Genomic DNA, 25894 nt, shown 5'->3' on the forward strand with positions numbered 1-25894 from the left:
TTTAGAATCGAATAGTTTAGATGTCAAGTAAATGGGCGGGAGGGATTTCCCGGTGCAAGCGCGCGTCGAGCGCTCAGTCCAGCCGTTCCCGCGTAACCAGCCCGCTCGCCGCGTCCCACTCCTTCGGCGTCATCCTCTTCACTAGCACGCCGATCGTCCAGATATGCCCTTCGGGATCTTTGGCGCGATAGGTTCGCTCGCCGTAGAACTGCGTCTCCGGCTCCGCAACGATAAGGGCGCCTGCAGCACGGGCGTGTTCGCAATGCGCGTCCACGTCCTCGCCCTCCGCGAGTTGCACATGGACCGATTGCGTGTTCTTGCCGTCGATGGAATGTGGGCTGCGATGATCGTCGCTCCATTCGCGCCCGATCATGACAACCGAGTCGCCGAAGGTCAGTTCGCCGTGCACGAAGTCGTCACTGGCGTCGAGGATCACGAACAGCGGTTTGAAACCGAATGCCGCTTCGAGAAAGCGAAAGCCGAGTTTCGGATCGCGGTAGGACACCGCGCTCGACAAACCTTTGGGACGATAGAGTTCGTTCATGTCGATACTCCCGGGCGAGGATTGAATGAAAAGCGTGAACGCCTGCTCATTCTATGCCTCGCGGCCGGGAGGCTTCTTCGGTCAACGTCGTGCGTAATCCCTTGCGGAACACAACGATGAGGCGAGGGCAAGCTTCGTTTCATCCTCGCCACGCAGACGCGCGAGCCAGCGGTTCGCATCCTTCGACATCGCCGTGATGGGGCTCGTCAGACGTTGCAGCATGGCTTGCCCTTTGGTGACCACCTGCACGTTTTCCATCATGCCGCGGTCTTCGTGATCGAGGATATGGCAATGCATGACGAACTCGCCCGTGTAGTCCTCGTAGACGGTGCGCATGGTGAGCGTATAGCCCGCCTTGATGAACAGCGTGTCGCGCACCACGCCCTTAAGATGGCAATACTCGGTATCGGTGCCTTCTCCGGAGTTGCAGTCGCCGTTCGCATCGAAGATGGACGTCGTGCCATTCTTGATGTCCATGATCTTGAACTTGTTGATATGGATATGGAACATGTGCGGAGCAAAAGGCGACGCCGTGATGTTCCATTCATCGGTCGTGCCGAGCGTACCGGTCACGGGAATGGCTGCGGGATCGTAGCCATCGCCATTGATGGTGAAGCCGGTCGGAAGCGTGATGTCGAACGTCGCATTGTTCACCTGTTCGATCGGACCATCCACCTCGGCGGTCGGCGCGAAGGCGGTCAATTGAAGCGAATTCAACTGGCTCTTGACCGTCGACGGCAGCAGCGGATTGGCTGCGACAAGCTGATTGCGGATATAGACCCAGTACTTCGAGTGACTGCCTTCCGTCGTGTTCGGGATGTTCACGCCGGGACCGACCCGCGCGAGCGACAGCAAGCGCCGATCCTTGACCTTGGTCGCGGTAGGCCGGAAGTTGATGGTCTGCGAACTGGGCGCGGCTTCATCGAGAATGCAATAGAGTCCCGGCGATGGGAACGCCACGAGCACGTCGCTACGATAGCCGGGATTCATCGCGTTGACGTCCTTTTCCAGCATGCTCGTCATGGTGATGCCGTCTTCCGCGAATTCCAGTTGCTTGACGACTTCGCCGCTGCACACCTGATCGAGCGTGATGGTTTGCGATGCCTTGGTGCGCGAGTTGGAGAGTGCGTTGGCGGCCGTGTTGGTGGCGGCGTTGACTTGCGCCGCGCTCAGCGAAGTCGAGTCCGCCACACCGAGCACCGCGAGATTCGCACGCACGATCTTCACGTTGATCGTGTCGCGATTACCGCCATGCACCATGCGAAAGCGGCGCACCTCGCCTGCCGGCACGAAGGTCAGCGCACTCGGAAAGACCGGCTGCACTACGCCGTTGATCTGCGTGTAGTGCCCCGAGACGATCCACGATGAATTGGCGCCGGGCGGCTGGCCCACGCGTGTATCGAAGATAAAGCCGAGTTGATTGGTATAGCCGCGAATCTGCCCGATCTTGCCCGCCGGGCAGCTCCACTCGCCGGTCGTGGAATCGAGCAGGGGCGTGGTGGAGGTGGCATCGGAGAAGCACGCGTACTCGATCTGCTGGAACAGCAGGACATGTTCACGCAGCGGCAGCGGGAGCAGACGGCGCTTGAGTATCGTGTCGATATCCGCGCTGCCTGCCTGAGTGCTGCGCGCCTGCCGCGAGCCGCGCACGATCAGCACGCCGGCCATGCCGCTCGATACGTCGATAGCCGTCGAGCCATGCAGGTGCGCGTGATACCAGAACGTCCCCGACGGATGATCGGAAGGAATCTTGTACACGTACTTGTGCTGATACGCGCCCAGCGCAGGGTTGGCCTGGACATCGGCTTTCGGATGGACCGTGAGCAGCACGTTGTCGGCAGGATCCATCGGCGAGACATGCAGGCCGTGCGTGTGGATGTTCGTGTCGTTGAAGCAATGCGGCGTGATGTGCTCGGTCTTCGGATTGTCGCTCGCCGGGCAGGTATCCGCCAGGTTTTTTGGCAGGTTGTTCGTGAAGTTGAGCGTGAGCGTCGACCCGGTCTTGATGCTGATGGTTGGCCCCACCGGACAGCCGTTGTACGAGCGCATGTTCACCGTATCGAATGCGTTCGTCGACGGGTTGTAGAGCTGGTACGTCGCCATTTGCGCCGTCAGGGAAACGCTTGCGGTATTGCCGGATGGATTCAGCCCCGCTGCGCATTGCAGGCGCTGGATGATCGAAGCGAGTCCGTTCGAAGTCGATACGACTGTGTTGTCGGCCGTGCTGTCGGCGGTGTCGTCAACATCGGTGAATGAACGTGCGTTCAGGTTAGCCTGGGCGAAACATAACCCAGGCATGACCGCAAGCGCGAAGATCAGAGCGTGGCATGCCTTGACCATCGATAGAATGGTTTTCATAACCTCTCTCCTCGTTGCGATTCATTGCGATCGCTCATCCGCGCAAAGGGAGATTAGGTAATTACACATTGCGTCGCGCGGCTATCGATTCTCCAACGTGGGGAAACGCACATAGCTTTTTCGTGCACCGCGACGCGGCTGTTTTTTCACTTCTTTATTGCCGTTTTTTGGGCGTGCATTGGCCTCATGAAGCTTCTCAACTACCTCCCCGGTAAATCTCGCGCATCTCCGCAGCCTGGGCGCTGTTCTGGAATTCGGCCTGTTCGCGCGTGAGGGGAGCGGGCGTGTCGGATTGCATGGACGCTGGGTACGGCTCGACGACTGGTTGCGCATCGATGTGCGCGACACGGGAATCGGCATCGCGCAGGTGCATCGCGAGGCGATCTTTGCCGAGTATTTCCAGATCAACAATCCGGGTCGCAACCGCTCGAGGGGATTGGGGCTGGGGTTGTCGATCGTGCAGCGTGTGATCCGCATTCAGTCGGGACACGGGATGAGCTTCGCCTCCGTGGAAGGGCGCGGGTCGCGCTTTTCGCTCTACGCAAGAATGTCCGAAGCGAAGCCTGCGGCGTGCGCGAGCGAGACGGCCATCTCAGCCAACGCGCGCGATCTCGACGGCCTTTACGTGCTGCTGTGCGATGAATTCCCTGGGCGTGAGTCCAAAACCTGGCGCGTCCCACGGCGCGTGTGCTTCCCGCGCTGGCGGCTCCGGCTCCTGACCGGCTTCGAACGCGCGTCTCATGCCGGCGATGCTCATGGCCGGCAGGAACACGCCCCCTGAGAGCACGGCGCCGATCGCGGCATGCCGCGCCGAAGGCGAGAACGACTTCGGCACATAACCCTTAGCGCGCCGTTCGATGCAGCGGCTGACGGTCTCCACGCGTTCATCGGCGGAGATCACGACCACGGGCAAGGCAGGCCGCGGGTCCTTCAGGCGGACGAGGCCCTCGCAGCCGTGGCCGTCGGGCAGTTCGAGAGCGAGGAAGACGATGTCCGGATGATCCTGCGTCGCGAGCTGCGTGCCTTGCGCCAGGGCAAGTTATGCCGAAGCTCAAAGCATGGTACACGCGCCTAGCGGTGCCGGCAGGACGATGTGCCGCATGCCCGGGACTATGCCGAATTCGTCAACCCTTGCGAGGCGATCGCGCAAGACGGGCCAAATTCGGCTCCTTACTATCCGTTTTCATCGCAGGACATCCGTCCCGAATCAACATCCCTATCTGAGACCATCGGTTATGGCAAACGGTATTTCGCAGAAGCCGCACGATGAGAAGGCGCTCGCCTCGTATCGCCGTCGCGCCATCTTTGCAACGATCATCGGCAACGGCTTCGAATGGTTCGACTGGACCGTCTACAGCTTCTTCGCGGTGACCATCGCCAAGCAGTTCTTTCCCACCGGCGACGACCTGTCCTCGCTGCTGATGGCCGTCGCGACGTTCGGCGTGGGCTTCGTCATGCGTCCGGTCGGCGGCATCGTTCTTGGCGTGCTCTCGGACCGGGTCGGCCGCAAGTTCGCGCTCTCGCTGACCATCGTCCTGATGGCGCTCGGCACCGGCATTCTCGGCCTCACGCCTTCGTACGAAACGATCGGCGTCGCGGCGCCGCTGCTGATCGTCGTCGCGCGGCTGCTGCAAGGCTTCTCGGCGGGCGGGGAAATGGGCGGCGCCACGGCGTTCCTCACCGAGTACTCGCCGCCGGAGAGCCGCACCTACTATGCGAGCTGGATCCAGGCGAGCATCGGCTTCGCGGTGTTGGTGGGGACCGGCATTGGCACGCTGGTGACGTCCTTGCTCGAACCCGCGGCGCTCAATGCATGGGGCTGGCGCATTCCGTTCCTGCTGGGCATCCTGATCGGCCCGGTCGGCTACTTCATCCGCAGCCGTCTGGAGGAAACGCCCGTCTACAGCGCCATGAGCGAGAAGGAAAAGACCCATTCGCCGCTCACGGAAATCGTGCGCACCTATCCGCGCCAGACCTTCGCCAGCTTCTCGATGGTCATCCTCTGGACCGTCAGCAGCTATGTGTTCCTCTACTACATGCCGACCTATTCGGTGCGGTCGCTGCATCTGCCGCAATCGGCCGGGCTGATCTCCGGCATGCTGGGCGGACTCGTGTTGTTCGTCGCCTCGCCGATCGTCGGCAAGCTCGCGGACCGCTTCGGCCAGCGCCCGTTCCTCGCCGGCGCCGCCTTTGCCATCATGCTGCTCGCCTATCCGATGTTCGCGTGGGTCGTCAACGCGCCGAGCCTCGGTTCGCTGCTCGTGTTCCAGGCCGTGTTCGGCTTTCTCATTGCGGTCTATACGGCGCCGGTCCTCACCGCGATGGCCGATCTGTTTCCGGCGCGCGTGCTGTCCACCGGGCTTGCCGTCGCTTATAACTTTGCCGTGATGATGTTCGGCGGCTTCGCGCCGTTCTTCATCACCTGGCTCATCGCGAAGACGGGCAGCAGCATGGCGCCCGCGTTCTACGTGATGTGCGCCTGCGCCGTCAGTCTGGCGGGAACGTTTTATCTGGGCGACAAGCGCGACCGCTTGGCCGTCGCAAACTAGGAGAGTGCATGTCCATTACGGTTTTGAAGAACGGTAACGTCCTCGATCTGGAGAAAGGGGCGTACCTGGAAGGGTATTCGGTGGTCATCGAGGGCAATCGCATCGTCGAGGTCACCGACGGCCGCGCCGAATTCAACGATGCGCAGGTCATCGACGTGAAGGGCAAGACCGTGATGCCCGGCTTCATCGACTGTCACGTGCACGTGCTGGCGTCGAACGCGAATCTGGGCACCAATGCCGCCCAGCCGAACATTCTCGCCACCATTCGCGCCTTGCCGCTGCTCGACGCGATGCTCACGCGCGGCTTCACGACCGTGCGCGACGCGGGCGGCGCGGACTGGGCGCTCATGCATGCGGTCGAGTCGGGGCTGATTCCGGGGCCGCGCATCTTCCCGTCGGGCAAGGCGCTGTCGCAAACGGGCGGCCACGGCGACTTCCGTCCGCGCAGCGATACCTTCGAGCCGTGTTCATGCTGTTTCCGCGCGGGCGCCATTGCGCGCGTGGTGGATGGCGTGGACAACGTGCGGCTCGCGGCGCGCGAGGAAATCCTGCGCGGCGCGACGCAGATCAAGATCATGGCATCGGGCGGCGTGGCGTCGGAGTTCGATCCGATCGCCAACACGCAATACTCGGAAGACGAGATTCGCGCGATCGTCGCGGAAGCCGAGGCGGCCAATACCTACGTGATGGCGCATGCCTACACGGGCCGCGCCATTGCGCGCGCGGTGCGCTGCGGCGCGCGCACGATCGAGCACGGCAATCTCGTCGATGAAGCCGCTGCCAAGGTCATGAAGGAACACGGCGCGTACGCCGTGCCGACGCTCGCCACCTATGACGTGCTGGGCGTGTATGGCGAGAAGCTCGGGCTCTCGGCGGATTCGATCGCCAAGGTCGAAGGCGTGCGCGTGGCGGGCCGCGAGTCGCTGAAGATCTTCCGTGACGCCGGCGTGCCGATGGGCTTCGGCTCCGACCTGCTCGGCGAGATGCAGGAGTTCCAAAGCAACGAGTTCCGCATTCGCTCGGAAGTGATCGGCAATCTCGAAACGCTGCGCTCGGCCACGATCATCGGCGCGCAGGTGCTGAACCGCGTGGGTCAGCTGGGCGTGATCGCGGCGGGTGCGCTGGCAGACGTGCTGGTGGTCAACGGCGATCCGCTCGTGGACATCGAGGCTGTCGCGAACGGCGCCGAGCGCATCGAGTACGTGTTCCAGAACGGCAAGCGGGTGAAGCACGCGCCGCCGATGTAACGCGGTCATTCACGCTCGCTGCAATGCCTGCGCCGCCCGCATCGTCCGCATCGTCCGGATCCGTCGGGCATGCGGGCGGCGCCGTTTGATGGATGCCGCGCGGCGCCGCCGCTGTGCCGAAATCGTTATCGGCGCGGGTGTGTTTCGCCAAGACCGCGCGGTGGCCCTTGCTTATGATTTTCGCCATGAAAACACTCTCTCATATCGACATCGTCGATTCGCATACCGGCGGCGAACCCACGCGCCTCGTGATCTCCGGCGGTCCCGATCTCGGCCGCGGTCCGCTCGCAGAACGGCTCGCGATCTTCCAGCGCGACTTCGACCGCGTGCGCGAAGCGGTCGTCAATGAGCCGCGCGGCTCGGACGTGATGGTCGGCGCGCTGCTGTGCGAACCGCACGATCCATCGTGTTCGGCGGGCGTGATCTTCTTCAACAACGTCGGCTATCTCGGCATGTGCGGTCATGGGACCATCGGCCTGATTGCCTCGCTCGCGCATCTGGGCAGGATCGCGCCGGGCGTGCACCGGATCGAGACGCCGGTGGGCGTCGTCGAAGCCGAACTGCATGACGACGCCAGCGTGACCGTGCGCAACGTGCCCGCATATCGCTATCGGGCCGACGTGGCGCTCGATGTGCCGGGCGTCGGGCGCGTGCATGGCGACATCGCGTGGGGCGGCAACTGGTTCTTCCTCGTCGCCGATCATGGCCAGGCGCTCGACCACGCGCGCGTGGAAGCGCTCACCGACGTCACGTGGGCCATCCGTGCCGCGCTCGAAGCGAACGGCGTGACGGGCGCAGACGGCGCGCTCATCGACCATATCGAACTGTTCGCGGATTCGCCCACGCCCGGCATCGACAGCCGCAATTTCGTGCTCTGTCCCGGCAAGGCCTACGACCGGTCGCCCTGCGGCACGGGCACGAGCGCCAAGATCGCGTGCCTCGCGGCGGACGGGTTGCTCGCGCCGGGTGTGTCTTGGCGGCAGGAGAGCATCGTCGGCAGCGTGTTCGAGGCAAGCCATGAACGCGACGACACACTCGCGCCGGGCTTCATCCGGCCCAGCATTCGCGGTACCGCGCACGTGAACGCCGAAGCGCGGCTGATCTTCTCGAACGACGATCCCTTCGCATGGGGCATCCGCACGTGACCATGAGTGCCGGGTCGGGGCTTCGGCATCCGGATGTGATCGTGGTGGGCGCGGGCATTGTCGGGGCGGCGTGCGCGCATGAACTCGCGCTGCAGGGCGCGGATGTGCTGGTGCTGGATCGCGCGGGCATCGGCGGCGGCGTGACGGCGGCGGGCATGGGCCATGTCGTGGTCATGGACGATACGCCGGCCGAGTTCGCGCTCTCTTCGTGGTCGCGGCGCCTGTGGCTCGATCTCGCGCCGCGCCTCGATGCGCGGCAGGCATTCGTGCGTTGCGGCACCGTCTGGGTCGCCGCCGACGACGAGGAATACGATCTCGCCGCCGAACGCCGGGATGCGTTGATGCGTCAGGGCATTGCGTGCGAGATGCTCGACGCGCAGCAGTTGCGCGAGGCGGAGCCGTTTTTGCGGGACGGCTTGCGCGGCGGCATGATCGTCCCCGACGATGCCGTGGTCTACGCGCCCTCGGCGGCCGCGTGGCTGCTTGGCAATGTGCCGGACATGGGCGCGTCGTCGGGGCGTGGAAGCATTGCTTGCCGGACTGGCGTGCAGGTCACGCGGCTCACCGGCGACGGCGTGATGCTCGCCGATGGCGAACGCCTGTGCGCGGGCGCGGTGCTGCTTGCCAACGGTCTGCAGGCCACGGAACTGCTGCCCGGTCTGCCGATGCAGGCCAAGAAAGGGCATCTGCTCATCACCGACCGCTATCCCGGCACCATCCGCCATCAGATTCTCGAACTCGGCTACATCAAGAGCGCGCACAACACGACCGGCACCTCGGTGGCGTTCAATGTGCAGCCGCGTCCGACCGGGCAGTTGCTGATCGGTTCGTCGCGACAGTTCGACAGCGTCGATCCGGCCATCGAGCCGGCCATTCTGGCGCGCATGCTGCGACGCGCGAGCGAGTATCTGCCGCAACTGCCGACGCTCAATGCAATCCGCGCGTGGACCGGTTTCCGGCCCGCCACAAGCGACGGTCTGCCGCTGATTGGCCCGGCGGATGGTGCACAGACCGTGCCGCTGTGGCTCGCGACGGGTCATGAAGGGCTCGGCGTGACGACCGCGCTCGGGACCGCGAAGCTGATTGCCGCGCAGATGACGGGCGCGCAGGGCAGCTTGCCCATCGACGCGACGCCTTTCCTGCCGGCGCGCTTCGGCGATACGCGTTCCGTGCACGGGGTCAGCGAGGGAGTCGCGCATGTCTGAAACGCAGTTGACGGTGCTCATCGATGGACATCGTGTCAGCGTCGTGCGCGGCAGTTCGGTCGCGGCGGCGGTAGCGCTTGCGGCGGGCGGCGCGAATGGGATCACGCGACGCTCGGTGAGCGGCGCGGCGCGTGCTCCGCTGTGCGGCATGGGCGTATGCCAGGAATGCCGCGTCACGATCGACGGCGTGCGGCACAGACTCGCCTGTCAGACCGTGTGTGCACAGGACATGTCGATCGAGACGGGACACTGACTGGGATGAAGTACGACATTCTGATCGTCGGCGCGGGGCCGGCGGGATTGCAGGCTGCACGCGTGGCGGGCGAAGCGGGCGCGAAGGTCGCGCTCGTCGATGACAATCCGTTGCCCGGCGGCCAGATCTGGCGGCAGGGACCGAACCATCCTGCGAAGGGCGCGGCGCGAACGGCCATCGATAGGCTCACGCGTTCCGGCAACGTTACGCATCTCGGCGGGACACGCGTGGTTCAGGCATTGCCCGAGCGACAGCTTCTCGTCGAGGATGCATCGAGCGGATACCGGATCGGCTACGAAAAGCTGATCGTCGCCACCGGCGCACGCGAGCGCTTCCTGCCTTATCCCGGCTGGACGCTGCCGGGCGTGACGGGCGCGGGCGGATTGCAGGCGCTCATCAAGGGCGGCGTGCCGGTGCGGGGCGAGCGGATCGTGATTGCCGGAACCGGACCGTTGCTCTGGGCAGCGGCAGTGACCGCGCGTGAGCAGGGCGCGCAGGTGGCGGCCATTGTCGAACAAGCCGCTCCGGGCGACGTGAGACGCTTCGCCGTGGGGCTGGCAAGCACGCCTGCGAAGCTCGTTCAGGCGTTGCGCATGCGCCTCGATCTGCGCGCGACGCCTTATTACTGCGGCGCTCACGTTGCTGAAGCGGAAGGCGAGTCACACATCACGCACGTGCGCATTCGGCGTGGCAATGAAGACATAAGGATCGCGTGCGACCGGCTTGCGTGCGCCTATGGCCTCGTGCCGAACACGCAGACCGGGCTGGCGCTGGGTTGCCAACTCATGACCACGATGGACGGCACGACTGCCTTGCAAGTCGACGAATGGCAGGCGAGTTCGGTGCCGCATGTCCTTGCGGCCGGCGAATGCACGGGCGTCGGCGGCATGGAGCTTTCCGCGCTCGAAGGCCGGATCGCGGCGCATGTAGCGCTCGGTCAGCGCGATGACGCGCAAGCACTGTTCGGGCAGCGCGCGCGCTACCGGCGTTTCGCACGGCGCATGCACGATGCCTTCGCGCTCGATCCGTCACTGCGCGCAGTGGCGGCTCCCGACACGATCCTGTGCCGTTGCGAGGATGTCCGCTTCGGCGAGGCGGCGCAGTATCGGACGTGGCGGGACGCGAAGTTGCAGACACGCTGCGGCATGGGACCGTGCCAGGGCCGGATCTGCGGCGAGGCCGCTGCGTTCTGCTTCGGCTGGGGACCGGAAGGACAGCGTCCGCCGTTCTCGCCGGCGCGCATCGGGACCTTGCTCGAAGCATGATGAGCGAAGGCATAATCGCCGCTCACTGATTCGCTCAAAAGCGCAATGCCCGACATGCTTCTGCCCGCCGCCGCCGAACACCACTCGATGCAGCAAATGGTGGCTCATTTCTCGCTCCTTGAGCCGCTGTTCGACGCCATGCCCGACGTGGTGTTCTTCGTCAAGGACAACGAGGCGCGCTATCTGATCGTCAACAGCACGCTGGCGATGCGCTGCGGCCTGAAGAAGAAGGAAGCCTTGCTCGGCAAGACCGCCGAGGACGTGTTTCCGGCGCGTTTCGGCGAGGTCTACACGGCGCAGGACGCAAATGTCGTGCGCTCGCAAAACCGCCTCGTCGATCAGCTCGAACTGCATCCTTACCCGGGACGCCGGCCCGGCTGGTGCCTGACCTCGAAGGTGCCGCTGCACGATACGCAAGGCCGCATCCTCGGCGTGGCCGGCATCTCGCGCGACCTGCGGGCGGCGGAGGACACGCATCCCGCGTATCGCCGCCTCGCCGTGGCCGCGCAGCATATCCAGGAAAACTACGCACAGCCTCTGAGACTCGCCGATCTGGCGACGCTCATCGACATGTCGGTGGCGCAGATGGAACGCTACTTCGACAAGATCTTCCATCTCACGCCGCGCCAGATGCTGCTGAAGACCCGGCTCGATGCCGCGTCGCGACTGCTTGCAGGCGACGACAGCATCACCGGCGTCGCCACGCAGTGCGGCTATAACGACCACAGTGCCTTCACGCGTCAGTTCAAGGCGACGGTGGGCATCACGCCAAGTCAGTACCGCGCGCTGCTGCGCACCGCCGAGCGTCGCTAGGGGCCACGAAGGCCGCGCGCCACTGTGCCGATTTCGTCTTTTCGTGGCGCGAATGCACGCAAGCCGCAGGCGTTTTGAATGGCGATACTTCAGATCATGGCCAAGGGCATGAACCCGCCGCCGAAACGTCACGCGGGCACGCCCGCCATGCAGAAACATTCAACGTCCAGAGGAAGCACATGAGCAAGAACATTTTCACGGGCGCCATTCCGGCGCTCATGACGCCGTGCACGGCCGAGCGCACGCCCGACTACGACGCACTCGTCGCGAAAGGGCGCGAGCTCGTCGGCCTGGGCATGAACGCCGTGGTCTACTGCGGCTCGATGGGCGACTGGCCGCTCCTGACCGAAGCGCAGCGCCAGGAAGGCGTGGCGCGCCTCGTGGCCGCCGGTGTGCCGACCATCGTCGGCACGGGTGCGGTGAACTCGAAGGAAGCGGTGTCGCATGCGGCGCATGCGGCCAAGGTCGGCGCACACGGCCTGATGGTGATTCCGCGTGTGCTGTCGCGCGGCGCGTCGCCCGCTGCGCAGAAGGCGCATTTCTCCGCGATTCTCGAAGCGGCTCCCGCGCTTCCGGCCGTGATCTACAACAGCCCGTACTACGGTTTCGCCACGCGCGCTGACCTGTTCTTCGAACTGCGCGCGAAGTACCCGAATCTGATCGGCTTCAAGGAATTCGGCGGCGCCGCGGACATGCGCTATGCCGCCGAGCACATCACCAGCCAGGACGACACCGTCACGCTGATGGTAGGCGTCGATACGCAGGTCTTCCATGGTTTCGTCAACTGCGGCGCGACGGGCGCGATCACCGGTATCGGCAACGCGCTGCCGCGTGAAGTGCTGCTGCTGGTGGACCTGTGCGGCAAGGCGGCAAAGGGCGATGTCACCGCGCGTCGCCAGGCGCGGGAACTCGAGGCGGCGCTTGCCGTGCTGTCGTCGTTCGACGAAGGAACCGATCTGGTGCTGTACTACAAGTACCTGATGGTGCTCAACGGTGACAAGGAGTACACGCTGCACTTCAACGAAACCGATGCGCTCAGCGAAGCCCAGCGCCGCTATGCCGAGACGCAGTACGATCTGTTCCGCAAGTGGTTCGCGGGGTGGTCGAAGGAAGTGATCGCCTGACGCGTGTTATTCGTACGGGCCGCGTGACGTGTTCACGCGGCTGCTTTTTCCTCTGGAGCCGTCTTTTGAACATCGCCAAAAGAGCCATTGCATTCGGCATCGCGCTGCTTCCTGTGGTGTGCCACGCGCAGGCAGGCGGCTGCGACGCCAAGCGCCGTTCACTGGAGCAGGAGATTGCCTACGCCCAGGCGCATGGCAACAAGCAGCGCGTCGATGGACTGGAAACCGCGCTCGCGCAAATGAACGCGAATTGCACCGATGCCTTGCTCAAAGACCAGGCGCAACGCAAGGTGACGCAGGCTCAGCAGAAGCTGGCTGAACGCGAGCGCGATTTGCGCGAGGCGAAAGCGGACGGCAAGAGCGCGAAGAAAATCGCCGAGCGTCAGAGAAAGGTCGATGACGCCCACGCGGATCTCGAACGCGCGCAGGCGGAAGCGGCGCAGTAACGCTAGCTGCCGGCGCCTGACGAGGCGACCCTCATTCAGGCGTCTTCATATCCAGCTCGAAGTGCGGCGCGTTGCGGCTTTCAAGCAGATGCAGGAAGCGATCCTGCGTCGCCCGCGCGTGCGCAGGGAGATACTGCACCAGCGCCGCGCGATCCTTGCGCTTCACGATATCGATGATCTGCTCGTGTTCGCGCAGGTTCAGGTCGAACTGTGCGTTCTGTTCGTCCGGCGTTGCTTCGGCTTCCATCTTGTAGAGATGCACCAGCAACCGCCGGACATGACGGTGCGTCGATTGCGCGAACTCATAGAAGAAGCCGTTGCGTACTGCCTGATTCATCCGCATATGGAAGCGCTCGTTCAGCGCGGTGATGTTGAGGAACGCGCGCGCTTCCACCTGCTTCACATACTGCGCCTGGATGGCTGACAGGTCGTCGGCCAGTCCCGGTTCGAACCGCATCAGTTGCGCGAGGATGTTCTCCGCCAGCTGATGCGCGACCAGAATTTCGCCGATCTCCTCGAAGTCCAGCTTGCGCACAAAGGTCCCGCCGCGATTCGGCAGGATATTCACGAAGCCTTCCGCCACCAGCCGGTTGACCGCCTCCCGCGCGGGCGTGCGGCCGAGCATGAAGTCGTTGAGCAGCATCGGTTCGTCGATACGGCTGCCCGGCGGAATCGACAAGTCGATGATGCGGGACCGGATGGCGTTCACCGCGGCATCGGTCTGGCTCATCGACGCTTCTCCTGCCGCGCCGTCGACGGCGTCCTCCGGCAAGGCCTGCGCCTTCTCGTCACCCTTCTTTCGCGTGGTGGTCTTACGCGCGCTCTTTGCCGTTGCGGCACGTGTTCTGGGCATGAACCTGCTCTCCTGCGACCGATCGTCGGAATTTACATATACGGCAAGTATATAGAAATTCCGTATCGACCCGGAATCCGCGTCATGAAAGCCTTCGAGCGACCTCAGAACACGTTATTTTAAAAAGTATACGCCACGTATATTAGCGTGCTATGTTTGTTCCAACGGTGCTTCGGTGCGGCCTTCGAGGTGCGCCTGAACGCCGCTTCCACGACTCGAAGAACAGGGACATCGCATGACAGAAATCATTGAAGGCATCGAAACGCTCGTCGGACAAAAGGTCCGGCGCGACATCAGCCGTCTCGTGGCATTCGCCAGGGGCAACCTCGCGCGCGCGGCCGAGTCCATCGCGACGCATGCCTCGCCGCATGTCGGCATCGTGTGCGGATTCTTCGTGCGCCATGCCGAGCCGCCTTCGCCGGAAACCGACGGGCTCAACGGCATGGCGCAACTGGCCGCGGGTCTCGTCGAAGCGGGCATTCGTGTGACCGTCATCACCGATGCGCCCTGCGCCAAAGCCGCATGGGCCGTGACAAAAGTGCTGCCGGGCAAGGTGGCACTGGAAGTCGTGGCGGTCGACGATACGGCAGTGCGTGATCTCCGCGCGCGGCTCGAAGCGGCGGAGCATCCGCTCACGCACCTGGTCGCCATCGAACGCTGCGCGCTCGGCTCGGACGGACGTGCGCATCGCGAGCACGGCTGGGACATCTCCGACGACACCGCCGCGCTCGACTATCTCTTCACCGATGAAGGCTGGACCGCGCCGTGGAAGACCATCGGCATCGGCGACGGCGGCAACGAGATCGGCATGGGCGTGTTGCCGAAGGAGATCGTCGAGCAGGACATTCCGAACGGGCCGCTGATCGCCGCGCGCACCCCGGCGGACTATCTGATCGTGTCGGGCGTCGCCAACTGGGGCGCGTATGGACTGCTGGGCGCAATCGCGGGCTTGCGGCCCGAACTCGCGACGCGCCTGCTGAAGCACTTCAACGGCGCCTTCGAACATCAGGTGCTGGAGGCGGCAGTGCAGATCGGACAGGCTATCGACGACAGCCGTGTGGACCGGCTCGGCCAGTTGCAAATGACGATCGACCGCCTGCCGCTGGAGGATCACGTAGCGATCATCGACGGCATCAGTGCGCTGGTCGCGCGCGGTGCGGCGTCGGGCGTCCCGGTCTGAGGCAACGCTCATGCGACCCGACCCGTCCATTGTCCTGCTGCATGCCACGCCGGTGGCGATCGAACCGGTTGCGCGGGCGTTCGCTTCGATGTGGCCGGAAGCGCGCCTGTCGAACCTGCTCGACGACGGCCTGACCACCGCCCGCGCGCAGTCCGAGGAGCTGACGCCGGCGCTCGCGCAGCGCTTCGTCGATCTGGTGCGCTACGCCCACGCTACCGGCGCCGATGCGATCCTCGCGACGTGTTCGGCGTTCGGGCCGGCCATCGAGGCTGCGGACCGCGCGTTGCCGGTGCCGGTCTGCAAGCCGAACGACGCGATGCTCCAGGATGCGCTCGCATGCGGACGGCGGTTCGCGATGCTCGCCACGTTCGCGCCCGCGTTGCCGACGATGCAGGCCGAGTTCGCGGAGGAGGCCGCGCGGCTCGGCGTGGAGGCGACGCTGGACACCTTCGTCGTCGCCGATGCAATGACGCGCCTGCGTGCCGGCGATGCGGACGCGCACAACGAACTCGTGGCGCGTGAAGCCGCGAAGCTCGACGGCTACGACGCCGTGTTGCTCGCGCATTTCTCGACGTCGCGCGCGCTGGAGCGGGTCAGCGCGGCGGTTCGCGTGCCGGTGTTTGCTGCGCCGGAGAGCGCGGTGCGGCGACTCAGAAGCCGTCTCGGACTGTAGGGGAGATATCGACATGACGATCCCGACTTCTTCTCGGACGCCGCTCGTGCTGATGAGCACGCTGGCCGTGCAGGGTGCGCTGGCCGAGGAAGTGCTGCCGGCGTTCGAAGCGCAATTCGGCTCGCACGTGCAGCCTGTCTTCGACCCGACCAACGTCCTCATCCAGCGCATCGCGCAAGGCGAACGCGCGGACGTGATGATCGCAGTGAGCGCGTGCATCGAGGACCTGATCGCGCAACGGGTGCTGAGCCCACATGGCGCGCGGGAGATCGCGCGCACGGGCATCGGCGTCGCGGTGGCGCACGACGCATCGCTGCGGCCGCTTGCCACGGCCAACGATCTTCGTCATGCGCTGCTCGACGCACGTTCCGTGGCGTACTCGCGCACCGGCGCAAGCGGCGTGTACTTCGCCGACTTGCTGGAGCGCATGGGCATCGCGGAACGCATCAATGCGAAGGCGACCGTGATCCCGAAAGGCTTGACGGGCGAATGCATCGTGCGCGGCGAAGCGGACCTGGCCATCCAGCAGTTGAGTGAACTGGCGATCGTGAAGGGCATCCGGATAGCCGGTCCGTTGCCCGACGAGGTCCAGTCCCATACCCGCTTCTCCATCGCGGCGTTCGCCCATGCGACGCGGCGTCCGGAAGCCGAAGCCCTGTTGAACTGGCTGGATGCGCCGCTTGCGCGCAGCGCCTATGTCCGCCACGGCCTCGAATGTCTCGACCGATCTTCATCGGAGCGTTCATCATGAACTATCACTTCGACTTCAGTTTCCTGCACGAGTACTGGCGCGATCTGCTCTACGGCGTCTGGCTCACGATCCGCATGACGCTGATCGCCACCTTGCCCGGCTTCGTGCTCGGCATCGTGCTGGCGGTCGGCCGTCTGCACGGAAGCGCGGCCGTCTCGCGTGCGATCCGCGCCTATGTCGAGGTCATCCGCAATACGCCGCTCGTGCTTCAAGTGTTCTGGATCTTCTTCGGACTGGCCGCGATCCGTCTGCATGTCCCGGCGTTCGGCGCGGCCATTGTGGCGCTCGTCGTCAACGTCAGCGCCTATACCGCCGAGATCATGCGCGCAGGACTGGAAGCCGTGCCGCACGGGCAGATCGAAGCGGCCTCGTGTCTGGCGATGTCGCGCCGCCAGGTGCTGTGGCACGTCGAGATTCCGCAGGCCATCGAGAAGATGTATCCGGCGCTGGTGAGCCAGTTCATTCTCATGCTGCTGGCCACGTCGATCATGTCGCAGATATCGGCGGAAGAACTGACGGGCGTCGCAGATCTCATCCAGTCCATCACCTTTCGCGGCTTCGAGGCGTATGTCGTCATCGCCGTCGCCTATCTCGCGCTGGCCAGCGCGCTGCGCTGGCTGCTGCTCGCGGCAGGCGGCGCGCTGTTCCCGCGCCTGCGCATGACCGGCGCGCGGGGAGCACGCTCATGAGCTTCTTCAATCTCACCGATGCGCAACTGGCCTTCATGCTGAAGGGCGCGCTCTCCACGCTGGAACTGTCGGTCGCGGGCGCGCTGGGCGGCGCGCTGATCGGTCTGCCGGTGGCGCTGATGCTGGTGTCGTCGCGCGGCGTGCCGCTGGCGCTGAGCCGCGCTTACGTGCACATGTTGCAGGGCATTCCCTTGCCGGTGGCGATGTTCGTCGCGTACTTCGGCATCGGGCTGTTCGGCTTCGACGTGCTGCCGGTGATCGCGGCCTCGATCGCGCTCGCCATCAATGCGGGCGCCTACCTCGCGGAGATCTGGAAAGGCGCGATTCTCGCCGTGCCCGCGACGCAATGGGAAGCGGGCGAATCGCTGGCGCTCTCGTACCTGCAGCGCATGCGCTACGTGATCCTGCCGCAGGCGTTGCGCATCTCGGTGCCGCCGACGGTCGGCTTCATCGTGTCGCTCATCAAGAACACGTCGTATGCGGTGGTGATCGGCATGGGCGAGCTGACCTATTCATCGCGCATGGTCAACAACACCACGTTCGAACCGTTCCTCATCTTCACGCTCGCGGCCGGCGTGTATTTCCTGCTCTGTTATCCGGTCGCGCGCATCAGCGTGCATCTGGAACGTGCCGGCCGCTTCGGCGCGCGCTCCACGGGAGACTCCACACAATGAACACCATGGTCAGTTTCCGCGGCGTGCGCAAGGCGTACGGCTCGACGGAAGTGTTGAAGGGCATCGATCTCGACGTGCAGCGCGGCGAGGTGATCGCGCTGATCGGCCGCTCCGGTTCCGGCAAGAGCACGGCGCTGCGCTGCGTGAACGGTCTCGAGCGCATCAGCGGCGGTTCGCTCGAAGTCTGCGGACACCGGCTCGACGCTGCCGACGTGGATCTGCGCGCGTTGCGGCTCGATGTCGGCATCGTGTTCCAGAGCTACAACCTGTTTCCTCATCTGACCGTGCAGCAGAACATCACGCTTGCGCCGCTCAAGGTGAGGCGGACCGGACGCGCGGAAGCGAACGAACTGGCGGCGCACGTGCTGGATCAGGTAGGACTCGGCGCGCGCGGGGCGGCGTATCCGCATGAACTGTCGGGCGGTCAGCAGCAGCGCGTGGCCATTGCACGGTCGCTTGCCATGCAGCCCGCGGTGATGCTCTTCGACGAAGTGACCTCGGCCCTCGATCCCGAACTGACCGGCGAAGTGCTGCGCGTGATGGAGCGGCTGGCGCACGACGGCATGACGATGCTGATCGTCACGCACGAAATGGCCTTCGCGCGTTCGGTGGCGCGCAAGGTGGTCTTCATGAACGACGGCGTGATCTGGGAGCAGGGCGGCGCGGAGATGCTTGCTTCGCCCCGTTCCACCGAGCTTCAGTGTTTCGTCGGCAACGGCTTGTAGTTCCTGTTTATCTCTCCTCTAGAGGCACATGAAATGACGTTCAAAAGCAACCTCAAGGGCCTGCTGGCGATTGCGCTGGCCTTGTGCGTGACGGCCGGCGCGGCTCGGGCGGACACGCTCTCGGACATCAAGTCGCGCGGCACGATCAACGTGGGCATCGACTTCACGCATCCGCCCTACGGCATGATCGACAAGAATGCCGTGCAGACCGGCACCGACCTCGATATCGCGCGCCTGATCGCGAAGGATCTGGGCGTGAAGCTCAATGTCGTGCCCGTCAACGGACCCAACCGCATTCCGTTCCTGCTGACGGGCAAGGCGGATATCGTGGTCGCCTCGTTCTCCGTGACCGACGAGCGCAAGAAGGTCATCGGCTTCAGCCGCGCCTATGCAACCGAGCCGATCTTCGTGGTCGCGCCCGGCAAGAACACGCTCAAGGATGTGACGAGCCTGTCCGGCAAGACGGTGGCGACCGCGCGCGGCACGACCGCGGATCTCGATCTCGTCGCCGCCATCAAGGACAAGAACGTCAAGGATGTGAACATCGTGCGCTATCTCGACGAAGCAACTGAACGCACGGCGGTTTCGTCGGGCCAGCAGAGCATCTTCGTGGCCGCGCTGGCGGATGCGCTCGCCGTCAAGCAGGCCAGCCCGGCCGGCCACTTCGAGTATCAGTTCCAGGTGGCGGAAGATCCGCTGGCAATCGGCCTGAAGAAGGATGACGCGGCCATGCAGGGATGGCTCGATTCCTGGGTCGCGAGCAATCTGCAGAACGGCAAGCTCAACGCGATCTGGAAGCAATACTTCGGCATCGACCTTTCACGTTCCGTCTATTGAGGTACGACGCCATGACAGCTTCGAATGCACAGGCGCCGAGCACGCTGCTCACGCCGGTCAGGGTGGTGGGAACGCTCGCGTTCGTCAGCGGGCAATTGCCGCGCGAACAGGGCGAGTTGAAATATCGTGGCAGGGTGGGCGATGCCGTGAGCCTGGAAGACGCCGAGTCTGCCGCGGCGCTTTCGGCGAGAGCGTGTCTTGCCGCGCTCGAACGCGCATTGGGTTCGCGTGAACGCATCGCGGCCATCGTCAAGCTGACGGGCTTCGTCGCCTGCACGAGCGAGTTCACGGCGCAGGGCAAGGTGATCGATGCCGCGTCGCGCGTGTTCATCGATGAACTCGGCGGGACGATCGGCGCGCACGCGCGCAGTGCGATCGGTGTGCAGCAATTGCCGCATGGCGCGCCGGTGGAGATCGAGCTGATCGTCGCATTGCGTGAGGCGGCGTGATGACGGCCGCGAGCGAAGCCCAACCCTTGCGATTCTGCGCGAATCTCAAGTGGCTGTTCACTGAACTGCCTTTCATCGAGCGCTTCGAGGCTGCGGCCAAGGCGGGCTTCGCCGCGGTGGAGTACGCGTCGCCGTACGATTTCGATGCGGCTACGCTCCGCGCGACGCTCTCCGCGACCGGCCTCGAACAGGTGCTCATCAACACGCCGGCGGCCATGCCGGGCCACCCGGGCGCCAATGGCTTCGCGTGCATGCCCGGTGAACGCGAGCGCTTTCGCGAGGGCGTGCAGCGGGCGCTGCGGTATGCAGCGGAACTCGGTTGTCCGCTCGTTCATGTGATGGCGGGTCTCGCTCCCGCAGACGTGTCACACGCGCAGGCAAGCGCTACGTTTCGCGAGAACCTGCGCTGGGCCTCCGATGCCGCGCAAGGCAGCGGCGTGACGCTCTTGCTCGAATGCCTCAACCAGACCGATGCGCGAGGCTACTTCCTGCGTGACCTCGATCATGCGAGCCAGATAATCGAACAGAGCGGGGCATCGAATGTGCGTCTGCTCTTCGATGCCTACCACTGCCGCATGATGGGCCAGGATGTGGTGGAACAGTTCGCGCTCCACGCGCGGCATATCGCTCATGTTCAGTTCGCCGATGTGCCGGGCCGCCATGAACCCGGTTCCGGCGACATGCCATGGAAGGAACTGACAGCGTGCATTCGCGGTCATGGGTATGGTGGCTGGATCGGATGCGAGTATCGGCCCAAGGTATCGACACTCGAAGGCCTCGGATGGCGGACCGCGTTTCCACGCGATAGATGAACGTACGTGCTGGCATCGACACGGCGCTTGCATCGCTCTTCTTTCTGCCGTAAAAGTTCGCTAGCCACGCCGAAGCTGCGCAGCATGCTGTCCATCGTTTCAATCGAACCCGTAAATTTCACAATATGCGCGCTAGAGTGCGCATAGTCAGACCACACCCGTTCCATCGCTCTGCGTCTTTAAAGCTTCACGCAACGCCAGCACAACAGCGGATTGCAATTCTTCGTATGAAACCTCGTGCGCAAACGTTTCAGCTCGTGCCCGATTGTTGCTTCCGACCTCGCCGCGCCACACACACGTGGGCATCCTCAGAACTGATGAATACGTCATCCAGGGAGTTTCGATGGAGAGACCATCCGCCAGCTCGCCGCGTTCGCCCGAACTTGCGCCGAACGCTTCCATGCCCGTTTCGTCCGGCAAGGCCGGCACGTTCATAAACGATTTGCTGTGTGGAAGCAGGCCGCTGTCCGGCCGTGCTTTCTGGGGCATCTGTATCGCGATCGGCCTGCTTGCGCTTGCCTTGCGTCTGATTACGCTGGGCAGCCGCTCATTGCAAATGGACGAGGCCTACAGCGTATGGTTCGCCGCGCGGCCATGGTACGAGCTCTGGCACGTCGTCCCGCTGTACGAGATTCATCCGCCGATGTACTACTCGCTGCTCAAGATCTGGATCGGCTGGTTCGGCGATTCTGAATTCTCGGTGCGCGTGCCATCGGTCATCATCAGCACGGCCACCGTGCTGGCCGTCGCCGTGAGCGGCAGGCTGTTGCGCGCGGGTCCGGTGATCGAGCGCGCGGGACTCATCGCGGGGCTGCTCATCGCGGCCAACAAGGGCAGCATTCTTTATGGCGAACTGGCGCGTCCCTACGCGTTCGAAGCCTTCGCAGCAACAGTCGCCATCCTCTGTTCCGTGATCGTGCTGAGGGAACTCACCGACAGCCGCGCACCGGAAGAAGGCAACGCTGCACCTCAACGAGGACGATTGCTGCCCGCGCTCGTCGTGCTTTCGCTTGCCGCATGCGGGACCTTGTGGTCGCACAACACGGCGGTGCTCGTTGCCTTTGCAGTCGGGCTTGGAATGTTGGTCGCGACGCTCGGCTGGGCACGCGGCAACCGCCTCATGGCGGCCTTGATCATCGGGGCGCCGTTCGTGGTGGCGCTGGCGCTCTGGTCGCCTTACGTCCACTTCCTCATTGCCGCGACGAAGTATGTGCAGTCGTCGTTCTGGGTCAAGCTCGAATGGATCGACTTCCTCAAGGCATGGTCGCTGGCCGCCGGCGCGCGGCTCACGCTGCTGCCCGTATTGCTGCTCTGTGCCGGGGCATGGCTGATCCTGTGGCGCACCTGTCGCGCCGTGGCGGTGCATGTGGCGATCGTCCTGCTGCTGCCCTTCGTGTTCATCGTCGCCTACAGCGTGCTTGTACGGCCCATCTTCATGGACCGCCTGTTCGAGTGGATGGCCGCGCCCATCATGTTCCTGACGGCGCTCGGCATCGTGTGGGCTTTGCCGCGCAATCGCATTCGACTCGGCGTGCTCGTCCTGTTGCTGCTGCTGTCGGGCGTGCAGGCGGTGCAGCTGTATCGCGGCGTACAGGAAGACTTCCGGGCAAGCGTGGCGGAAGTCGCGAATCATCGCCGCAGCGGCGACCTGCTAATTGTCAGTCCGAATGAAGTCGACGTGGCCGTGCAGTATTACGCGAAAAATTATCGTGACTTCCCGGACGTGCTCGTCATGCCTTCGGCCTTTCCTGCGATCGGATTGAAGCGGCCGTATATGAGCAATGTCGCCGCGCCTGGGATCATTCCTGAGGATCGCGAGATTGTCAGGGCCGCGCTCGCGACGCACGGACGCGTCTGGCTGATCCAGCGCAATCCCGGCGGCTTCGATCCCGACTCCGTGGTGCGCAACGAAATACTGTCACTGCGCAAGCCGGTGCAGGTTCACGACGAGCATTCGCCTGAGCTGCAGCCCGAGCTGTTCCAATAGCTTCACGGAAGAATTCGAGTTATGTGCGCCAGCGCACATAACTCGGACGCCATCCTCGCTATGAGCCGACAGAGATTAGCAAAACGCGCGTGCGGGAATGAGGATTGCAAATGTTCGCACGGCGTGAAACACCTCTCCGCGATGAACGTTTTCATTTCATGGGTGTCTTGTAAGACAGCCCATCAGGACGAGCCAGTATCGCTGATGTCACTGCAACGCGAGGCAACCTGAGCCATTGCAGGTTCGCCCTATCACCGAATCGCACGCGCGAGCTTCTTTCAGCGCTGCTCATGATCGGTCATCAGCCACGGTAAAGGAAAGTCATGAACACTCCTGTTTTTGAGGCCGTCCGGCTGGACGATGTCCTGCTGAAGCCCGATCCGATCGATCCCGCGTGGATCATCGAAGGACATCCGGTAGCACGCAGCGGCCAGTGGTCGCGCAGCCGCGACACGACCACGTCGTCGTGGGTCTGGGATTGCACGGCCGGCCGCTTCAGATGGTATTTCGATGCCGACGAAACCATCTATGTGATCGAAGGCGAAGTGATCGTCACGTCGGAGGGACAGGCGCCGCGTTCACTGCGTGCCGGAGACGCGGCGCTGTTTTATGCAGGCACCTGTTCCGAATGGTATGTGCCGAAGTACGTGCGCAAGCATGCGATCCTGCGTCCGCATATCTCGAAGCCGGTGTTGCTGGCGCTCAAGATGAGCCGCCGGCTCAGGCGCAGGCCGAGCGGTTATCTGCCTCGTTCATCGCTCTGAACGAAGCGGCCTTGCAAGCGAACAGGCCGGACCCTCGACAGGTCCGGCCTGATTCATCACTCGCAGTGCTTCAGCACAACAAGCGTCAGAAGTTGAACTCGGCGGACAGCAGCACCGTGCGCGGCGCGGCATTCGTGATGTACGTGCCTTGCTGGATCCAGTAGCGGCTGCCGAACAGGTTCTCGATGTTGGCGCGGAAGGTCACGTCCTTGCTCGCAATGCGCGTGCTGTAGCGAAGGCCCGCGTCATAGCGCGTCCACGACGGCAGGCGCAGCGTGTTGGTCGCGTTGTAGTACTGCGCACCCGTGTGGATGATGCGGCCATTCACGCTCAGGCCCGGCACCCACGGCAGGTCATAGTCGGCGCCCAGGTTGAGGGCGAACTTCGGCACGCCGGCCGGATCGTTGCCGTCGTTGGCGCCGCCAGCGGTGCCTTCGAGCTTCGGATCGTAGAACGTCGCGCTCGCCATCATGCGCAGGTTGCGGAACACTTCGCCGTACGCCGCGAGTTCGAGACCGCGCACCTTGGTGCGGCCGTCGTAACCGTAGACCAGTGTCGTCGGGTTCAGGACGCCATTCGGCTGCGAGATCTGGAACACCGACACCGAGGTCATCACGCGTCCCCAGTCCGCCTTCACACCCGCTTCGTACTGGTTCGACTTGTACGGTGCGAAGACCTGTCCCACGTTCACTGCACCGGCAGGCGCGCTGCCGCCGTTGGTCAGACCCGAGGTGAAGTTGCCGTACACCGAGATGTTGTTGAGCGGCTTGAACACGATACCCGCGAGCGGCGTGATCGCTTGCTGATCGATCGTGCCGGTGCGCGAACCCGACGACACATCGTAGTTGTCGAGGCCGATGGTCTGACGGCGGAAGCCGCCCGTGATCAGCAGGCGGTCATTGAAGAACGACATCGTGTCGATGACCTGCTGGCTGTTCAGACGCAACTGCGCGCTCCGTTGCGCGTCGCCGCGCGGCGTGGTCATCGGCGGGAGCGGCGTCGGGTTGTACAGGCTCGACGGCACCGCCTGGGCTGCCGTGCCGAGCGCGTAGAAGTAGCCGTCTTCCTTGTTCAGGCTCGTGATGCCGGTGACCAGCGTGTGCTTCACGCCGAAGGTATCGAAGTGGAAGCGCAGGCCCGCATCGATCGTCTTCGTGCGGTTGTAGGCGTCGTAGTAGCCGTTGCGAACCGAGAAGTTGCCCGCGTTGGTCATGCCGCTCGCCGACGGGAAGTTCTGCGCCGACGTGCCGTAGTGCTCGCCTGCCGCGCCATAGACGGTCACGTGCGGGTTGATGTCGTATTCGAGGCGCGTCATGACGGCCGAATCGCGCAGCTTGAGCTTCGAGCCGGGATAGAGGTTGGCATAGCCGGACGGCACGGCCGGCACCGCGGTGGCCGTGCCCAGGCCGATCTGCGAGCGGAGCTCGTCCGTGTTCTCGGAGACGTTGTACGCGTCGAACGACCAGCGCAGGTTCTTGCCGCGATAGTCGAGGCCCACGGCGCTGTCGCCCTGCAGCTGATTGCCGTGCGCGATGCTCGTCTGGCCATCCTTGATCTGGCCGTTCACACGGATGCCGAACTGCCCTTCGTCGCCGAAGCGCCGGCCGACGTCAGCCGCGACACCGAACTGTCCTTTCGATTGATACAGCGCGGTGAGACGCGTGAGCGGGGTGTCGTCGGCGCGCTTGGTGACGATGTTGATCGCGCCGCCGACGCTGCCCGACGGTCCCATCCCGTACATCAGCGAGCCCGGGCCCTGCAGCACTTCGACGCGGTCCAGCAGGTTCACCGGCACGCGCGCCGTCGAGACCATGCCGTAGAGGCCGTTCAAGGCGACATCGGTGGCTTGCACCGCGAAGCCGCGAATCTCGAACACGTCGCCGAAGCCGCCGCTGCTTTGCTGCGTACGCACCGACGCGTTGTTCACGACGACATCGCCGATCGTGCGCGCCTGCGTGTCCTGGATGAATTGCTCGGTGTAGTTGGTCGTGTTGAACGGCTGGTCCATCACGTTCGACGTGCCGAGCACGCCGATACCGCCGCCCCGCGCCACCTGGCCGCCCGCGTAGGGCGCGGGCAGGTCGCTGGTGGACGTGCCCTTCACCACGACGGCGGGCAGGGTGGCCGGCTGAACCGACGACGCTGCGTCCGTGCTCTGCGCGTGAGCGATGCCGGCGGTTGCCGAGGTGGCGATGAAACCGAAGAAGAGATGCTGGACGGCGCGGGAAACGGCGGTGCGTCGGCAATTCGACGCCTGGGTTTGGCGATGAGACATGACGTGCTGGATCTTCTGGCTGGAGGGGTGAGGGCGACGCAACGTGAAACGTTCCGAATGAGAATCGTTCGCAAGTGTAAGTTAAGCGTTCACTGGAGGAAACGGTTTGTTACGAAATTTCCGGGGAGAATGGATTCATGTCGGAGGAAAACGTTTGCGCGGGGAACATCTGTTGCGCCGTAATTACACTCGATGTAATTGGCACGCCGCGCCCGCGTCACTACTGTGTGGTCATCGCGCGGCCATTCCGGCGGCGCTGGCCAACAGGAGAGATTC

Annotated in this window: 26 protein-coding genes and 1 pseudogene; 21 read left to right on the forward strand and 6 right to left on the reverse strand. The window is 64.1% G+C overall.

Going from position 1 to position 25894, the window contains the following annotated elements; genetic code table 11:
* Positions 1-73: 73 nt before the first annotated feature.
* On the reverse strand, positions 74-544 hold the full coding sequence (locus tag QCE83_RS26700) for a VOC family protein (protein ID WP_309818383.1): 471 nt from the start codon (positions 542-544) through the stop codon (positions 74-76).
* Positions 545-625: 81 nt separating this feature from the next.
* The gene (locus QCE83_RS26705; RefSeq protein ID WP_309818385.1) at positions 626-2902 is read right to left on the reverse strand and encodes a multicopper oxidase domain-containing protein; all 2277 of its coding nucleotides are present in this window, start codon (positions 2900-2902) and stop codon (positions 626-628) included.
* Between the two features lie 259 nt (positions 2903-3161).
* On the opposite strand from QCE83_RS26705, the gene QCE83_RS26710 reads away from it, so the two are divergent.
* Complete coding sequence (locus QCE83_RS26710) at positions 3162-3683, forward strand: ATP-binding protein (RefSeq protein ID WP_309818766.1); 522 nt, start codon at positions 3162-3164, stop codon at positions 3681-3683.
* Between the two features lie 27 nt (positions 3684-3710).
* Here QCE83_RS26710 and QCE83_RS35180 read toward each other — a convergent pair.
* A pseudogene (locus QCE83_RS35180) lies at positions 3711-3935 on the reverse strand (response regulator); the annotation flags it as partial.
* A 202-nt stretch (positions 3936-4137) separates the two neighbouring features.
* Here QCE83_RS35180 and QCE83_RS26715 point away from each other — a divergent pair.
* From QCE83_RS26715 to QCE83_RS26755, 9 genes are all read left to right on the forward strand, one after another.
* Complete coding sequence (locus tag QCE83_RS26715; RefSeq protein WP_309818388.1) at positions 4138-5451, forward strand: MFS transporter; 1314 nt, start codon at positions 4138-4140, stop codon at positions 5449-5451.
* A gap of 8 nt (positions 5452-5459) precedes the next feature.
* Complete coding sequence (locus QCE83_RS26720; protein WP_309818389.1) at positions 5460-6698, forward strand: amidohydrolase family protein; 1239 nt, start codon at positions 5460-5462, stop codon at positions 6696-6698.
* Between the two features lie 185 nt (positions 6699-6883).
* Positions 6884-7843, forward strand: a complete 960-nt coding sequence (locus QCE83_RS26725) for a 4-hydroxyproline epimerase (RefSeq protein ID WP_309818392.1) — start codon at positions 6884-6886, stop codon at positions 7841-7843.
* Complete coding sequence (locus QCE83_RS26730) at positions 7825-9048, forward strand: FAD-dependent oxidoreductase (RefSeq protein ID WP_309818394.1); 1224 nt, start codon at positions 7825-7827, stop codon at positions 9046-9048. Before QCE83_RS26725 ends, QCE83_RS26730 begins: the two co-directional genes overlap by 19 nt.
* Entirely contained in the window at positions 9041-9301 is a 261-nt protein-coding gene (locus QCE83_RS26735) for a 2Fe-2S iron-sulfur cluster-binding protein (protein WP_309818396.1), read from the forward strand. The genes QCE83_RS26730 and QCE83_RS26735 overlap by 8 nt, the downstream gene beginning before the upstream one ends.
* Positions 9302-9306: 5 nt before the next feature.
* A complete protein-coding gene (locus QCE83_RS26740; RefSeq protein ID WP_309818398.1) occupies positions 9307-10566 on the forward strand; it encodes an FAD-dependent oxidoreductase in 1260 nt (419 codons plus the stop codon).
* Positions 10567-10611: 45 nt separating this feature from the next.
* Positions 10612-11379 (forward strand): AraC family transcriptional regulator, encoded by a 768-nt coding sequence (locus QCE83_RS26745; protein WP_309818400.1) that lies wholly within the window; start codon positions 10612-10614, stop codon positions 11377-11379.
* Between the two features lie 179 nt (positions 11380-11558).
* Positions 11559-12503, forward strand: coding sequence for a dihydrodipicolinate synthase family protein (locus QCE83_RS26750; protein WP_309818404.1), 945 nt, complete (start codon positions 11559-11561; stop codon positions 12501-12503).
* A 65-nt stretch (positions 12504-12568) separates the two neighbouring features.
* The gene (locus tag QCE83_RS26755; RefSeq protein ID WP_309818406.1) at positions 12569-12949 is read left to right on the forward strand and encodes a DUF1090 domain-containing protein; all 381 of its coding nucleotides are present in this window, start codon (positions 12569-12571) and stop codon (positions 12947-12949) included.
* 31 nt (positions 12950-12980) lie between these two features.
* On the opposite strand, the gene QCE83_RS26760 is transcribed toward QCE83_RS26755, so the two are convergent.
* Positions 12981-13802 (reverse strand): GntR family transcriptional regulator, encoded by an 822-nt coding sequence (locus QCE83_RS26760; protein WP_309818408.1) that lies wholly within the window; start codon positions 13800-13802, stop codon positions 12981-12983.
* Between the two features lie 235 nt (positions 13803-14037).
* Between QCE83_RS26760 and QCE83_RS26765 the strand changes: the two genes are divergently transcribed.
* From QCE83_RS26765 to QCE83_RS26805, 9 genes are read left to right on the forward strand one after another with little or no spacing between them, the layout of a single operon-like run.
* A complete protein-coding gene (locus QCE83_RS26765) occupies positions 14038-14982 on the forward strand; it encodes a glutamate cyclase domain-containing protein (RefSeq protein WP_309818410.1) in 945 nt (314 codons plus the stop codon).
* Between the two features lie 10 nt (positions 14983-14992).
* Positions 14993-15655, forward strand: a complete 663-nt coding sequence (locus tag QCE83_RS26770) for an aspartate/glutamate racemase family protein (protein ID WP_309818413.1) — start codon at positions 14993-14995, stop codon at positions 15653-15655.
* 13 nt (positions 15656-15668) lie between these two features.
* Entirely contained in the window at positions 15669-16406 is a 738-nt protein-coding gene (locus tag QCE83_RS26775; protein WP_309818417.1) for a substrate-binding domain-containing protein, read from the forward strand.
* Positions 16403-17095, forward strand: a complete 693-nt coding sequence (locus QCE83_RS26780; protein ID WP_309818418.1) for an amino acid ABC transporter permease — start codon at positions 16403-16405, stop codon at positions 17093-17095. The genes QCE83_RS26775 and QCE83_RS26780 overlap by 4 nt, the downstream gene beginning before the upstream one ends.
* Positions 17092-17769 carry an amino acid ABC transporter permease gene (locus tag QCE83_RS26785; protein WP_309818420.1) on the forward strand — a complete coding sequence of 226 codons (678 nt, stop codon included), beginning with the start codon at positions 17092-17094 and terminating at the stop codon, positions 17767-17769. Before QCE83_RS26780 ends, QCE83_RS26785 begins: the two co-directional genes overlap by 4 nt.
* Positions 17766-18494, forward strand: a complete 729-nt coding sequence (locus QCE83_RS26790) for an amino acid ABC transporter ATP-binding protein (RefSeq protein ID WP_309818422.1) — start codon at positions 17766-17768, stop codon at positions 18492-18494. Before QCE83_RS26785 ends, QCE83_RS26790 begins: the two co-directional genes overlap by 4 nt.
* Positions 18495-18527: 33 nt before the next feature.
* Entirely contained in the window at positions 18528-19331 is an 804-nt protein-coding gene (locus QCE83_RS26795; protein ID WP_309818425.1) for a transporter substrate-binding domain-containing protein, read from the forward strand.
* 11 nt (positions 19332-19342) lie between these two features.
* On the forward strand, positions 19343-19780 hold the full coding sequence (locus tag QCE83_RS26800) for a RidA family protein (protein ID WP_309818427.1): 438 nt from the start codon (positions 19343-19345) through the stop codon (positions 19778-19780).
* On the forward strand, positions 19780-20592 hold the full coding sequence (locus QCE83_RS26805; protein WP_309818429.1) for a TIM barrel protein: 813 nt from the start codon (positions 19780-19782) through the stop codon (positions 20590-20592). The genes QCE83_RS26800 and QCE83_RS26805 overlap by 1 nt, the downstream gene beginning before the upstream one ends.
* A gap of 147 nt (positions 20593-20739) precedes the next feature.
* Here the strand turns inward: QCE83_RS26805 and QCE83_RS26810 are convergent, their stop codons facing one another.
* The gene (locus tag QCE83_RS26810; protein WP_309818431.1) at positions 20740-20994 is read right to left on the reverse strand and encodes a hypothetical protein; all 255 of its coding nucleotides are present in this window, start codon (positions 20992-20994) and stop codon (positions 20740-20742) included.
* On the opposite strand from QCE83_RS26810, the gene QCE83_RS26815 reads away from it, so the two are divergent.
* Both QCE83_RS26815 and QCE83_RS26820 read left to right on the forward strand, forming a co-directional pair.
* Entirely contained in the window at positions 20993-22579 is a 1587-nt protein-coding gene (locus QCE83_RS26815) for a hypothetical protein (RefSeq protein ID WP_309818433.1), read from the forward strand. The two genes, QCE83_RS26810 and QCE83_RS26815, sit on opposite strands and share 2 nt — an antisense overlap.
* 323 nt (positions 22580-22902) lie before the next feature.
* Entirely contained in the window at positions 22903-23343 is a 441-nt protein-coding gene (locus QCE83_RS26820) for a cupin domain-containing protein (RefSeq protein ID WP_309818434.1), read from the forward strand.
* A gap of 85 nt (positions 23344-23428) precedes the next feature.
* Here QCE83_RS26820 and QCE83_RS26825 read toward each other — a convergent pair whose 3' ends face one another.
* Positions 23429-25618 carry a TonB-dependent receptor gene (locus QCE83_RS26825; protein ID WP_309818436.1) on the reverse strand — a complete coding sequence of 730 codons (2190 nt, stop codon included), beginning with the start codon at positions 25616-25618 and terminating at the stop codon, positions 23429-23431.
* Positions 25619-25894: the final 276 nt, after the last annotated feature.

The organism is Caballeronia sp. LZ034LL, from assembly GCF_031451215.1.
GTDB lineage: Bacteria > Pseudomonadota > Gammaproteobacteria > Burkholderiales > Burkholderiaceae > Caballeronia.